Annotated in this window: 15 protein-coding genes and 1 other annotated feature; of the genes, 3 read left to right on the forward strand and 12 right to left on the reverse strand. The window is 46.9% G+C overall.

Going from position 1 to position 14,013, the window contains the following annotated elements; genetic code table 11:
• Window position 1 precedes the first annotated feature (1 nt).
• From aroF to D081_RS03690, 5 genes are all read right to left on the reverse strand, one after another.
• Window positions 2–1,015: a 3-deoxy-7-phosphoheptulonate synthase gene (gene aroF, locus D081_RS03670; protein ID WP_085022781.1), complete on the reverse strand. Its 1,014-nt coding sequence runs from the start codon at window positions 1,013–1,015 to the stop codon at window positions 2–4.
• 79 nt (window positions 1,016–1,094) lie between these two features.
• Window positions 1,095–1,330: a binding site (T-box leader), on the reverse strand.
• 101 nt (window positions 1,331–1,431) lie between these two features.
• Window positions 1,432–1,887 carry an N-acetyltransferase gene (locus D081_RS03675; RefSeq protein ID WP_085022782.1) on the reverse strand — a complete coding sequence of 152 codons (456 nt, stop codon included), beginning with the start codon at window positions 1,885–1,887 and terminating at the stop codon, window positions 1,432–1,434.
• 42 nt (window positions 1,888–1,929) lie between these two features.
• The gene (nth, locus tag D081_RS03680; RefSeq protein WP_085022783.1) at window positions 1,930–2,562 is read right to left on the reverse strand and encodes an endonuclease III; all 633 of its coding nucleotides are present in this window, start codon (window positions 2,560–2,562) and stop codon (window positions 1,930–1,932) included.
• Between the two features lie 21 nt (window positions 2,563–2,583).
• On the reverse strand, window positions 2,584–3,945 hold the full coding sequence (locus D081_RS03685) for a PFL family protein (protein WP_085022784.1): 1,362 nt from the start codon (window positions 3,943–3,945) through the stop codon (window positions 2,584–2,586).
• A gap of 57 nt (window positions 3,946–4,002) precedes the next feature.
• A complete protein-coding gene (locus tag D081_RS03690; RefSeq protein ID WP_085022785.1) occupies window positions 4,003–4,272 on the reverse strand; it encodes an ACT domain-containing protein in 270 nt (89 codons plus the stop codon).
• A 329-nt stretch (window positions 4,273–4,601) separates the two neighbouring features.
• Here D081_RS03690 and D081_RS03695 point away from each other — a divergent pair, with 329 nt between their 5' ends.
• Both D081_RS03695 and D081_RS03700 read left to right on the forward strand, forming a co-directional pair.
• Window positions 4,602–4,796, forward strand: a complete 195-nt coding sequence (locus D081_RS03695) for a DUF896 domain-containing protein (protein ID WP_085022786.1) — start codon at window positions 4,602–4,604, stop codon at window positions 4,794–4,796.
• Between the two features lie 144 nt (window positions 4,797–4,940).
• Window positions 4,941–6,311: a pyruvate carboxylase subunit B gene (locus tag D081_RS03700; RefSeq protein WP_085022787.1), complete on the forward strand. Its 1,371-nt coding sequence runs from the start codon at window positions 4,941–4,943 to the stop codon at window positions 6,309–6,311.
• Between the two features lie 83 nt (window positions 6,312–6,394).
• Here D081_RS03700 and D081_RS03705 read toward each other — a convergent pair whose 3' ends face one another.
• The 7 genes from D081_RS03705 to mnmA all read right to left on the reverse strand — a co-directional run bounded on the left by D081_RS03705 (window position 6,395) and on the right by mnmA (window position 12,440).
• A complete protein-coding gene (locus D081_RS03705) occupies window positions 6,395–6,694 on the reverse strand; it encodes a late competence development ComFB family protein (protein WP_085022788.1) in 300 nt (99 codons plus the stop codon).
• Between the two features lie 178 nt (window positions 6,695–6,872).
• Window positions 6,873–7,616, reverse strand: coding sequence for an ABC transporter permease (locus D081_RS03710; RefSeq protein WP_085022789.1), 744 nt, complete (start codon window positions 7,614–7,616; stop codon window positions 6,873–6,875).
• Entirely contained in the window at window positions 7,604–8,368 is a 765-nt protein-coding gene (locus tag D081_RS03715) for an ABC transporter ATP-binding protein (protein WP_085022790.1), read from the reverse strand. Before D081_RS03715 ends, D081_RS03710 begins: the two co-directional genes overlap by 13 nt.
• 21 nt (window positions 8,369–8,389) lie before the next feature.
• The gene (locus D081_RS03720; protein ID WP_233127414.1) at window positions 8,390–9,331 is read right to left on the reverse strand and encodes an ABC transporter substrate-binding protein; all 942 of its coding nucleotides are present in this window, start codon (window positions 9,329–9,331) and stop codon (window positions 8,390–8,392) included.
• A gap of 63 nt (window positions 9,332–9,394) precedes the next feature.
• On the reverse strand, window positions 9,395–10,204 hold the full coding sequence (locus tag D081_RS03725; protein ID WP_085022791.1) for a hypothetical protein: 810 nt from the start codon (window positions 10,202–10,204) through the stop codon (window positions 9,395–9,397).
• 33 nt (window positions 10,205–10,237) lie between these two features.
• Window positions 10,238–11,287, reverse strand: coding sequence for a DUF2939 domain-containing protein (locus tag D081_RS03730; protein WP_085022792.1), 1,050 nt, complete (start codon window positions 11,285–11,287; stop codon window positions 10,238–10,240).
• Between the two features lie 76 nt (window positions 11,288–11,363).
• Complete coding sequence (gene mnmA / locus D081_RS03735) at window positions 11,364–12,440, reverse strand: tRNA 2-thiouridine(34) synthase MnmA (protein WP_085022793.1); 1,077 nt, start codon at window positions 12,438–12,440, stop codon at window positions 11,364–11,366.
• A 255-nt stretch (window positions 12,441–12,695) separates the two neighbouring features.
• Between mnmA and D081_RS03740 the strand changes: the two genes are divergently transcribed.
• On the forward strand, window positions 12,696–13,946 hold the full coding sequence (locus D081_RS03740) for a nucleotidyltransferase family protein (RefSeq protein WP_085022794.1): 1,251 nt from the start codon (window positions 12,696–12,698) through the stop codon (window positions 13,944–13,946).
• Window positions 13,947–14,013: the final 67 nt, after the last annotated feature.

Here is a 14,013-nt window from a genome sequence, read left to right on the forward strand (position 1 = left end):
ATTATTCCTCCCTCAAAATGGCGGACATACGCTTAATTTCAGCCATTACCTTTTTAAATTCCTCCGGAGTCAGAGACTGGTCACCATCACAGAGGGCCACCTCAGGATGTGGATGTACCTCGATAATAAGACCATCTGCCCCGGCTGCAATAGCCGCCTTGGCCATTGGACTTACCATGCTGCGACGGCCAGTGCCATGGCTAGGGTCAACGATAATAGGCAAATGGGACAGCTCCTTGACTGCCACTACAGCACTGAGGTCCAGGGTATTTCTGGTGTAGGTTTCATAAGTACGAATACCACGCTCACAGAAAATTACATCATCACAGCCGGAGCTCATAACGTACTCAGCGGCATTGAGCCATTCCTTGATGGTTGCACAGAGGCCCCGCTTCAGGAGAACCGGACGGCCGGCACGGCCCACTTCCTTCAAAAGCTGGAAGTTCTGCATATTGCGGGCACCTATCTGAAGCACATCAGCATAGCGGGCCACTTCCTCCACAGTACGCTGGTCCAGCACCTCAGTTACAACCTTTAAATTGTACTTATCAGCGGCCTTCCGGAGCATCTGCAGGCCATCCTCGGCCATGCCCTGGAAATCGTAAGGGGAAGTCCGGGGCTTATAAGCACCACCCCGCAGGAACTGGGCTCCGCCATCGGCAACAGCCTTGGCAGCCTCCATCAGCTGATCCATGCTCTCAACGGCGCAAGGACCGGCCATAACAACAGGATTGCCACCGCCGATTTTCACGCCGCCTACATCAATAATGGAGTCCTCACCCTTGAATTCGCGGCTGACCAGCTTGTATTTTTCAGTAATGCGGACAGTTTTTTCCACACCCGGCAGAGCACAGTGCATTTCCAGCTCGCTGATGGCCTTTTTGTCACCGATAACACCTACGATGGTACGGGATGTACCAGTGGACAGATGATATTCAAGACCCTCATTCTTTATTTTCGTTTTTACCCGCTCTAAATCCGCTTCGGTTGAACCTGGTGCCATTACAATAATCATAACTATTACCTCCTACAAAACTATAAATCCAAAAGATAAACCATAAAATATAAAACCAAATAAAAAAGCTCGCCCCTGTAACAGGGACGAGTCTAACTCGCGGTACCACCCTGCTTGCCTTGGCAAGCCACTCTCGTCAGGTACTAACATACCCTAGCCCTTGGTAACGGGGGCCTCCGGCAAAGCCTACACACCTAATGATGGGTTCAGCCTGCAGCTCACGGGTGTATTTCGTCAGGTTCTCCTGCTGTGTTGCACCAACCCACAGCTCTCTGGAAGGGTCTGCTGATTACTTCTCCCGCTCAATGCTTTTTCAATATGAACATTGTTTACACTTCATGTGCTTTATTATAGCTATATGACATATTTGTGTCAAGTAGTATATAAACAAATATTGATAAATGCTACACAATGCCTTATACACGGTATAGCATGGCAATTTCGTTGCAGTTAGGAAACTTTGGACAATCAATACATTCCTTCCAGATTTTGTGCGGCAGCTGATCCTTGGTAATTTCAGCAAAGCCACATTTCTGGAAGAACTGGTCCTGATATGTCAATGTGAAAACATCGGTAATACCCAGCTCCTTGCCTTCCTCAATGAGGCCACGGACTATTTCCCGTCCTATGCCCCGCCGGCTATGGCCAGGGTCCACCGCCAATGAACGGATTTCCGCCATATTTTCCCATGTAATGTGCAAGCCGCCTACACCAACAATACCGTCCTTCTCATCTACAGCCACTATCATATCCCGAAGGGACTCATAAAGGGCGTTACGGGACCGGGCCAGCATAAGGCCCTCGTCGGCGTAATGGTTTACCAACTCATATATTGCTTCTATATCAATAAATTTTGCCTTGCGATAAATCAATTCATTTCACTCCAAAAAGGGTATCAAAATATAATATATTAACTACGATTCACGGCTGGGACAGAGCTCATTCAGAGGACACTCCCCACAAAGGGGCTTGCGGGCCTTGCAGAGCCTCCGGCCATGCCAAATAAGCCAATGATGAGCTGCAGACCAGTTATCCTTAGGAATGGCCTTCATAAGCCCCTCCTCCACCTTTAATGGTGTATCACCCACCGCCAGCTTCAGACGGTTGGCCACCCGAAACACATGGGTATCCACCGCTATGGCCGGGCGGTTGAAGGCAATACTGGTAACCACATTGGCGGTTTTACGGCCCACACCCGGGAGCTCCAGCAAGGTGTCATAATCAGATGGCACTTCACCGTCATACTGCTCCACCAAGGTCTTGCAGGTGGCCATAATATTTTTGGCCTTATTCCGAAACAAGCCACAGTCCTTTATCTCCTGCTCCAGGGCCCCGATTCCCATATCCACAATGGACTGGGCATCAGGAGCCTTTTTAAACAGGCGGGCGGTGGTAATATTCACCCGCTGATCCGTACATTGAGCAGAGAGAATAACGGCTATCAGCAGTTCAAAGGGATTCTTGAATTTAAGGGCAGGCTTGGTGTCCTTATAAAGCTCCCCCAAAATATTAAGTTGCTGTTCTTTTATTTTCTTGGTTACGCGCATAGTATCAGCTCATTATCAACATCAATTGGTAAGACTGCGCAATGGTGCCGGAATTCGTCCGCCTCTGGCAATAAAGGCATCGGAGCTCCAGCTATTGCGTACCTTGACGATAGGGCAACGGCCCAACAGACCGCCAAATTCCACGCTGTCCCCCACCTTTTTGCCAGGAACCGGAATAATGCGGACAGCAGTTGTCTTGTTATTAATCATACCAATAGCAGCCTCATCGGCGATAATGCCGGAAATTGTGGCAGCAGTGGTATCTCCTTCCACAGCAATCATATCCAGACCAACGGAGCATACGCAGGTCATGGCCTCCAGCTTTTCAATGGACAGAGAGCCGCACTCAATAGCCTCAATCATGCCCTGATCCTCACTTACCGGAATAAAGGCGCCGGAAAGGCCACCAACATGGGATGATGCCATAAGTCCGCCCTTCTTTACTGCGTCATTGAGGAGAGCCAGGGCTGCGGTAGTACCCGGAGCACCGCAACGCTCCAGACCCATTTCCTCCAGTACGTTGGCAACGGAATCACCAACGGCAGGAGTCGGAGCCAAGGACAGATCAATGATGCCAAAAGGCACTCCCAGACGACGGGAAGCCTCACGGGCCACCAGCTGGCCTACACGGGTAATCTTAAAGGCAGTCTTTTTAATGGTCTCAGCCACCTCAGTGAAGTCTGCCCCCTTAATATCCTCAAGGGCGTGCTTAACAACGCCAGGGCCGCTGACACCTACGCTGACAACCTTCTCTGCCTCGTTAACGCCATGGAAAGCACCGGCCATAAACGGATTATCCCCCGGGGCATTGCAAAATACCACCAGCTTGGCACAGCCCAGGGCATCCTGATCCCGGGTAAGCTCAGCAGTACGCTTAATGACCTCACCCATCTGGCGCACGCAGTCCATATTGATACCGGCCTTGGTGGAGCCAAGATTCACGGAGGAGCACACTACATCAGTGGTAGACAGAGCCTGAGGAATGGAATCAATAAGAATCTTGTCGCCCTTGGTAAAGCCCTTGTCCACCAAGGCGGAGAAGCCACCGATAAAGTTTACGCCAACCTCTTTTGCAGCCTTGTCCAGAGTCTCAGCCACCGGAACATAGGAATCCGTCTCGCAGGCCTCAGCTGCTATAGCAATAGGAGTTACAGAAATACGTTTATGAATAATAGGAATACCATACTGAGCCTCGATATCCTCACCGGTCTTTACCAGAAACTCAGCACTCTTGGTGATTTTGTCATATACATTCTTGCAGAACTGATTAATATTGGGATGAGCACAATCACGGAGGGAGATACCCATGGTAATGGTACGTACATCCAGCTTATTTTCCGTAATCATACGGTTTGTTTCCAAGATATTGTCAATTGTAATCACTAAACAGACCTCCAAAATGCCCAAAAACTTACTTTCAGCTTAAACAGATTACATTAATTATACATTATGCATAATGTTAAAGATTTCCTGATTCTGAACCTTGATTTCAAGATTCATTTCCTGCCCCTTGTCTTTAAGCTCCTTCTGAATGTCTGCTAATTTTACTGATGAATCGGTAAGTTCAGCCATCATAATCATGTTAAAAAAGCCATCCACGATATTCTGGTTTACACTGGTAATATTTACCTTCTTGGCAGCCAGAATATTGCTTACATTGGCAATAATGCCCACCTGGTCTTTTCCAAAGATAGTTACTACTAATTTCATAATTGTATTCTCTCCCTTTAACCGATATTTTGCTGCAATGTAATCTTTACAGTATTTCATAATTATACCATAACTTTGATTATTAATTAACACATTTCTTAAACTTACAGTAGGCAAATTTCCATTAGTTGATGCCACGACTAAAACGAGGAGAAATATTTATCCATAAATGGAAAAATATGAACATTTGCGTTATAACTAGGCAAAAGATATTTCCCGCCTCGTTGAAACGCCCCTAGGAATATTTTTCCATAAAATGGAAAAATATGAACATTTGCGTTATAATATTGCAGTATCTGATTCGACATATATTTTAATTAGGAGGCAACATGATTACCAAGGAATTGATAGATGAGATAAACGCATTGGCCAGAAAGCAACGCTCTGCGGGGCTGACACCTGAAGAAAAGGAGCGCCAGACTGAGCTTCGTCAGGCTTATTTGGTGAGCTTCCGTGAAAACATGAAGTCCGTTTTGGATAATATTGAAATCGTTGACGAGCTCCCTAAAAATCAGCAGCACTGATTTAGTATTAAGAGGCATTAATTGGTATTAATTTGTTTGACAAAATTTATCATACAACTTATACTTGAATTAAAGATTGCTTATAGGGGATAAGCAGTATATTTCGGGGAATTTAATATTATATTTTTAAGGAGATGTTATAATATGTCGAATCCAGTAAAAATTACTGAAACCGTTCTCCGTGACGCCCATCAGTCACTGTTGGCAACCCGCATGCGCATTGGTCAGATGCTTCCTCAGTTAGAGGCTCTGGACAACATTGGCTACAATGCGCTGGAAGCCTGGGGCGGTGCAACTTTTGATAGCTGTCTGCGTTTCTTGAATGAGGATCCATGGGAGCGCCTTGATACTCTTAAGGCTCATCTCAAAAAGACTCCTATTCAGATGCTGCTCCGTGGACAGAATCTGTTGGGCTACAACCACTACTCTGATGATGTAGTAAGAGCTTTCGTTAATAAAGCATCCGAGCACGGTGTCGGCGTATTCCGTATTTTCGATGCACTGAACGATGTAACTAATCTCCGCACTGCAATTGATGCAGCTCTGAAGGCAAAGGAGAAGCCACATGTACAGGGCTGTCTCGTATATACCATCAGCCCATTCCATACCAACCAGACCTTCGTTGATCTGGCAAAAGAGCTGAAGAAGATGGGTGTTCACTCCATCTGTATCAAAGATATGTCCGGCCTGTTGAAGCCTTATGTAGCCGAGGATCTGGTTAAAAAGCTGAAAGAACAGGTTGGCCTCCCTATCGAACTTCATACTCACTATACTTCCGGTTTCGGTTCCATGACTTATTTGAAGGCCATTGAGGCAGGCGTAGATATTATTGACTGTGCTCTGTCCCCACTGGCAAACGATACTTCCCAGCCTTGTACTGAGACAATGATTGCTACTCTGGAAGGCCTGGAGAGAGACACCAAGCTTGACCGTCAGGTTATGGAGCCTATCGCTAAGCACTTCCTGGGCGTTAAGAAGGAAATCATGAAGGAGTTCAATCTCCCTGGTTACTTCGATGTTAATCCAAAGGTATTGGATTTCCAGATTCCAGGTGGTATGCTTTCCAACATGGTAAACCAGCTTAAGGAAATGGGTGCTGCTGACAAGTATCAGGAGCTGCTGGATGAGATGCCTCGTGTACGTGAAGATCTTGGCTTCCCACCACTTGTAACTCCATCTTCCCAGATTGTTGGTACCATGGCTACCATGAACGTAATCATGATGGCTAACGGCCAGCCACGTTACACCATGGTTCCTAATGAGGTTAAGGACCTGGCCCGTGGTAAGTTTGGTAAGACTCCAAAGCCTGTTAAGAAGGAAGTTCTTGAGGCTATGAAGATTAAGCCTGAGGATATGATTACTGACTGTGCTGTAGCAGATGCCAAGGAGCCTAAGGTAGCTGACTTCAAGAAGGAGCTGGCTGAAAAGGGTTATCCAAACGCTTCTGATGAAGATGTACTCTCCTATGCACTGTTCCCACCAGTTGCACTGGAATTCTTCAAGAACAACAGATAATATATCCATATAACTTAATATATCCTAAGCTAACGAAAGAGGCCTATCGCATTGCGATAGGCCTCTCTTTGATTGTAAAACCGTTATAATACATTGCCTTTCTTTTTTACGACCTCATGGTGTGGATTGGTCATTACCATGTCCGCTGCTTTCTTTACGATGCACAACAGCTCCACCTGGTTGCCCTGGTCAAAAGCCTTCAGCTTGCTGAGCACCTCACCTCTGGAACTGCTTACATACTTTGGCTTCATGGAATTCAATGTAATTGCCTTGATGTCGGCCACGCACTGCTCGCAGCGACAGACACCGGGAATGCTGTCCAAAGTCTTGTCGAGGTACTGATCAACAAAAATCTCCACCACATTTTTTACTTCAACAGCCATCTCTTCTCCCCCCTTCACTGTTTGGTAAAAAAAACTCCCTCTTAATACGTTTTATTCTGTTTTTTCCTATAACTATATTAACTATATAAATATGTATATAGTTGCTATACTGCATAGAATATAAGAAATTTGTCAGACCAAAGGCCTTATCACACCATGTTTATACTTTATTTATATACTATTTATACTGCCAATGACAAGCATTTCTTTCAATAAGATCGATAGTAGTAAACAAAATAAGTCCCAAAAGACTAAGAACTACAATGCCGGAATACATCTCCAAATAATTTACCCTGAGCCAGGCATCCATAATAAAATATCCCATACCATATTGGGTGCCAAAGGTCTCAGTAAAGAACAGCACTGAAATGGCTGTAGCCAAAGCTACCCTGATGGCTGTAATAAATTTTGGCAGTGATGCCGGCCACAGCACCTCAAAGAAAATATCCTTAAAGGAGGCACCAAGGGAATAAAGAGGATAATATGTTTCGTTGGGAATTGCCCGAATACCGTCCCGGACAGCCACCACCACCTGAAACACGATTATCAAAAATATCATAAAGACCTTGGAAAGCTCCCCTACGCCAAACAACAGCATAAGTATAGGCAGCAGGGCAATCTTTGGAATTGGATATGTTAAATAAACCACCGGGGCCAAAAATCTGTCTGTCTGCGGGAAGTATCCCATGATAACCCCCAGAGGCAGCCCCACCGCAATGGCCAACAGCAGCCCGGCAGCAATGCGCCACAGGCTGTATAGGCTATGAATGGCAATATATTTCATGAATATATCCGCCAGATTCTCCACCACCAGAACCGGCGATGGAATAATTGGTAAATCTACCACCTTGGCCACCACAAACCAGATAATGGTAAGGGCCACCGCCGCCAGCAGATACCATACGCTCACTAATTTTCCCATGCCTGATTCCAGTCCTTCTTTATAGAATTCTTGAGCTTTAGGCTCATTTCAAAAAACTCAGGATTTTGTCGTATATCCTTGCCCCCAAACAGTGGATTGTCCACAATGCGGTTAATGTTGCCGGAGCTGGCAGACAGAACCGCAATGCGCTGTCCCAGATACAGGGCCTCCTCCACATAATGGGTAACAAATATGGTAGCCACGTTGTTTTTCTGCCATAGCTTTAAAAATATATCCTGCATTTCCTCCCTGGTAATGGCATCCAGGGCAGAAAATGGCTCGTCCATCAGGAGGACATCAGGCTGGAGTGCAAACACTCTGGCCAAGGCTACCCGCTGCTGCTGACCACCACTGAGCTCTGTAGGATAACGGTGCCCAAGGCCCTCAATGCCCAGCTGGCGCATGAGCTTTTTCAATACCTTGCGGTCAAGAAGCTCCGGTGCCCGCTTGATTTTCATCCCCAGACGGATATTGTCAATAACGGTACGCCAAGGAAGCAGGCCATAATTCTGTGGCATAAAGCCAATGGTCTGCTTCTTCGGATTAACCTCTTCCCCATTAATCTTAATAGTTCCCTCATATTCGGGGATGAGGCCGGCAATGGCCTTTAACAGGGTGGACTTGCCACAGCCCGAAGGACCAATAACCGCCAGGGTACCCCCGGCGGGAATGGTAAGATTAATGCCGGAAATGGCTGTATAGACATCGCTGTCTGATTTGTAATTTACGGATAAATTTTCAATGTTAATCATAGCTAAAAAATGACACAAGAATTACTTAAGCAAATCCACTACCAGATCCTTGTAGGAGAACTCCTGCTTAATAAGGCCCTTGCTGTTCATCCACTTCATGCAGTCCACTACGTCCTTTTCCTTTGGCAGACCAGCTTCACGATACTTAGGCAGCTTCAGTGCAGTCTTGGCAACAGCAGGGAAACCGCTCTTTTCGATAATCAGGTCCATGTATTCATCCTGAGGATGCTCATTAAGATACTTAACAGCCTTGTTATAAGCACGATAGAAAGCCTGAAGCTCAGCCTTCTTGTTATCTACAGCCTTGGCGGTGAACATCATAACGCCAGGATTGATACCCATCTGCTCAGAATCAGTAATGAACTTGCAGCCGTTGGCTACAGCGATGCTGCCCATTGGCTCCGGAAGAGTAGCTGCTGCCAGCTTGCCGTTCTGGAGCATTTCCAGACGGGTAGGAATCTGAGGAATAACCACCTTGTTGATGCTGTCTTCCTTCATGTTCTGGGACACGGAAATCTGATCGGTAACATACTCAATAATAGTGTTCTTGGATACAGCCACATCCTTGCCAACCAGATCACGAGGGCTGGAAACGGCCTCATTCTTGCCGGCAATAAGCTTGTAGTCACCATCAGTATAAGCAGTAACCTTTACATCAAAGCCACCGCTCTTGGCAAATGCCACTGCCAACAGGTCAGAAATAGCACCATCAAGGTTGCCGCTCTGCAGGGCTGCATCACGGTCCATGGCACTCTTAAACTGCTGAATCTCAACCTTCAGGCCTTCCTCGGCAAAATAACCCTTTTCCTGGGCAATGATGATTGGCACGGAATCAATATCCGGCATAACGCCAACAGTGACGGTCTGCATTTCCTTATTATTGGACTGCTGCTGACCACAGCCAGTTACCAGCAGGGCAAATACGCATATCAAAGACAATGCCAATACTAAATACTTTTTCAATGTAAAAACCTCCATATTTATGTTGTTTAAAAACCGAACCGACATGTTGCCAATTCAGCAGCATTAACGGTTAAAAAGGGAGATACCCTGCTCCAGATAATGAACAATAGTATCAATTAATCCCTTGTTTTCATTATAAACCCGTTCAGCCTCCTCCTTGGTACGAATAGCCTTCTGGCGCATAGCTTCCAGCTCATCCAGCTGACGGTTTACCTCCTCATAGGTTTCCTTGGCCTCCTGAATGGAACGGTTCAGCTCCTCAACCTTGCTGAGGGCCTTCTCCTCTTCCTTGGCTGAGGCCTGGGCATCCTTTTTCTCCTGGGCTTCCTTGCCAGTCAGCTTATCAAAGACCTTTTCGGCACCGGACTTGTCCTTCTGGTCCTTATTCAGCTGCTCATTTTTGCCCTTTAGCTTATCCGCCTCAGATTTTGCGGCCTGCTGCTGGGCTTCCAAATCCTTGATACGCTGATCCAGCTGCTTCTTTTGGGAATTGAGATCACTTTGCTTGCCCTCGGCAGTACGGGCATCCCTTTCGGATATTTCCTGCTGGGTCTTCAGCTGGGCATCCCTGGAGGTCTGCTCGCTGACATAGCCGGAAATAAACAGCCCCACCATCATGGCCACAACGAAGGCCAGTAAAAGTGTAAATACCAGCTTGCCCTTACCACTTTTTTTAGGTGGTTTGGGCGGCATACCATTATTAGGTGGCTGATGATGGGATTGGCCAGGACCATTAGTGGCCTGGTGACGATGACGTACATTAACCGGCTCCAGACGACGCACCTGATTGTAATTAATCAGCTGAGTCTTCTGGTCCTCCATGTCATCAGTTACCCGGGGTATGGGCTGGGTTTTATCCAAATTGTCACTCATTTAATCTATCATCCTTACTTGTATTCATACTTGCTATTTAATATGTGAATTAACCTGGCGGGTCAGAAGCTCCGCTTCCTTTTCCAGGGTCTTGGCCTGCTTCAATGAAGCATCAGCCGTGCGGATAGTGGATGCGTTTTTATCATCCATCCACTTGGCATAGCCCTGGGCATAGTCAATATGTAAATCACAGATTTTGATGCGAAGTCTATGCAATGAACCGGCAGCCGCTGGAACATTCATATCCTCCAGCTCCCCTTTTCGGGCCTGCCACTCCGGCACTACCCCATCCAGCATTAGCTTCTTCAATGCCTTACGGGTATCGTCACTGCCCAAAGAACCGCTGCCAAGAATGTTGCTGGCATCCTGCTCCAGAGACATAACCTTGGCATCATGCTTGGTCATAATGGCCGCAGACTGTTCCAGATATACCTTCACGTGATCACGGCGGGAATGGTTAACCATGGTAATGAAATCCTTTAAATTGGTGATTTCATAAAGCTGCCAGCCCCCATTATCCTTTTTGACAAATTCCATGTCCAGAATAAATTCTTCGTTGGCTTCCTCCTGGAAGACCCGCACCTTGGCCACAGCAGTACCGTTATCGCCATCCACGGCCATACTGTCCAGCCCCCTGAAGGAGGTGGATCCAATACCGGATTTTTGCACTACCATATCGGCATCAATGCCGCCAGCCCCTTCACTGTTGCCGGTCTTGGTCCACTGGCCATATTCCACGTAATTGTCAATGGCCATCTGAAGGCTCATGCTGACCGGTGCCTTAAACATACGGGTAAAGCTGCTGACTGCATCCTTGGCATCTCCCACCGCAGGAATGTTGGCATCCACCAAGCCTTCCAGCAGAGCGTCGCTGCTGGTATCCAGCAGGTGCTCAAAATCGATGTATTTTCTTATCTTGTCCTTGTCATGATTCTCAACACATTCCTGAATCATTTTTAAGGCATACTCCGGGGTGTTGGTATAATATGTGGCATACCACCAGGCCCCTCCAGCGGCCGCCACCAATACAACGGCCAAAATCGCCAAGAGTCTATACTTGACAGAACGTGCAAAGCTGCTCATACTGACACTTCCTCTTTTATTTACTGTATATAAAAAATATAATTGCTGTCATTACTTTTCATGGTGAACTGACACATTATTCGACAATAATGCCGCCACCTACCACCTGGTCGCCGTCGTAGAATACTACGGACTGCCCCGGTGTAACGGCCCGCTGCGGGCTGTCAAAGGTGACCTTAACCCGGCCATTTTCCAGAGGTGCCACAGTGCCCAAGCCCTCACGGGCTCCGTAGCGAATGCGGGCATTAACCTTTACAGGTCCAGTTAATTCATCAAAGGCCAGCCAATTCATGTTTTCGGCTATAAGGCTTTCTGCAAATACTGACTGATTTGGCCCTACCACAACCTGATTTTTTGCCATGTCCAGCTTCACCACGTAAAGAGGCTCCGGATATGCAATCCCCAAGCCCTTGCGCTGACCTATGGTATAAAGTGGCACCCCTTCATGGTGTCCTAATACGGTACCATCCACATGGACAATATCACCGGGCTTAAGGCACTGAGGCCGGAACCGACGCAGCATAGCCTTGTAATCATCATCCGGAACAAAGCAGACCTCCTGGCTTTCCGCCTTTTTGGCCACTGCCAGACCATACTTTTCTGCCAGTGCCCTGGTTTTAACCTTGGTAAATTCGCCCAATGGCAAAATTATATGCTGTAAAACATCCTGTTTTACACGATATAGGGCATAGGACTGGTCCTTATGCTTATCCACTCCGCAATAAAGGCCGTAGCGGCCATTTTCATCCTGCTTCACCCGGGCATAGTGACCGGTGGCAAAATAATCAGCCCCCAGCTCCTGGGCTTTACTTAAAAGAGCACCAAACTTTATCTGAGGATTGCAGGCTACACACGGATTTGGTGTACGGCCTTGGGCATATTCATCCAAAAAGTAATCAATAACCTTGTTTTGGAACATCTCCCGAAAATCCGCCACGTAATGCCTAATGCCCAGCTGCTCCGCTACCCGCTGAGCATCCTTAACTGAAACCAGTGCTGCTGCCTCAGCCTCCGGCGAAAGGCAAAAGCCGCGGCCTTCATCACTGAGCCGCATAGTAATGCCGATAACCTCATAGCCCTGCTCCTGTAAAAGAGTCGCGACCAGAGAGCTATCTACCCCGCCACTCATGGCAACAGCCACTTTTTTCTTCATATAAAAACCTCCCAGGGACATAACTTGCCTTGTATACCTACTATATTATAACGCAATTGTTCATATTTTTCTTCTTAAAGAAGAAAAATATTCCAATCAGCGTTTCAACTCGACATTTTATGTCGAGTTATATAACCTATCATACCCATCGTCAAAAGCTTTAGGGCATTTCCCACCTTGTCTTAAATTTCCTTTAGTTATTTTTGTAAGTCTGCTAAAATAACTAAAGAAATATTATATTTTACGGTGACGGTTATGATTACAGGAATAATTGCAGAATACAATCCATTTCACAATGGACATCTCTATCAAATAAACAAAGTGCGGGAGCTTTACGGCCACGATACCGGTATCGTGGCCTGTATAAGTGGCGGACTGACCCAGCGTGGCGAGACTCCTATATTGGACAAGTGGCAACGGGCCGCATTGGCTGTGGAGAACGGCGTCAATCTGGTGCTGGAGCTTCCGGCCATATTCGCAGGCCGCAGTGCCCAACACTTTGCCTTTGGCGGTGTATCACTGCTCCATAAGCTGGGGGTTGTGGACCGATTGGTGTTTAGCACTGAATATCCAGACATCGAACAGCTGAGCAAGGCAGCCTCCATCGATATAGACCTGTATCGGGCTGAGCTGCAGTTTATGATGAAGCAGGGACAATCCTATGCCAGTGCTCTGCCCCAGGTTATGTCCCGTATAACAGGCATTGACGTCGATATTTTCAAGGAGCCTAATACCATTTTGGGCATAGAATATATTAAGGCCTTGAAGCATCTTTCCTCTTCCATGGAGCCGGTGGCCATTCAGCGTATAGGCACCAGTCATACTGACACGGAGATAGCCAACGGCTTTGCCAGTGGTACTGCCATAAGGGAGCTGATGACCAATGCAGCAGAAACGGATACCTCCGCCGGCATATCGCAGGAAATCAGGGAAAGACTGCAGTCCGTGGTTCCTGAGGCTACCTATAATAAGTTAATTTCCCTGTCTCCTTCTGACTTTAACCGGCTCTACCCTACGCTACAGCTAAAATTATTAAATAGCCGTCCAAAGGAGCTGGCAGAGATTTATTCCATGAACGAAGGAATGGAATATAAATTAATGGAAGCCGCCACTGCCCCAACCATGACGGAGTTTGTGGACAGCCTGCTGAGCAAGCGTTACCAGCGGAGCCGCATTAATAGGCTGGTTAATTATATTCTGTTGGATTTAACGAAGGATCTGGTAGCGGAAGCAGAACGGACCGGCGTCACCTATGGCCGGGTGCTGGCCTTTGATGACCGCGGCCGTGAAATCATGAAGGAAATAAAAAAAGTGTCCGCTTTGCCACTTGTAACCAAGGTAAGCCAATACATAAATCAGCGGGATTTTATCAACAAATATCTCACCACACCACTGCAGCGTCAGCTGCATGTGGATATACAATACAACAATCTCTACGAGCTGGGACAGCAAAAGCCACAGCTTAACAAGGATTTTGTGACTTCACCCTTCTATTATTCAAGATAATATCGATTGCCAGGCAAATGGCACATAACAAAAGTACCGCCGGTCCATAAAACAGGACCGACGGTAT

The sequence above is a fragment of the Anaerovibrio sp. JC8 genome, assembly GCF_002100115.1.
In the GTDB taxonomy this organism is placed as follows: Bacteria; Bacillota; Negativicutes; order Selenomonadales; family Selenomonadaceae; genus Anaerovibrio.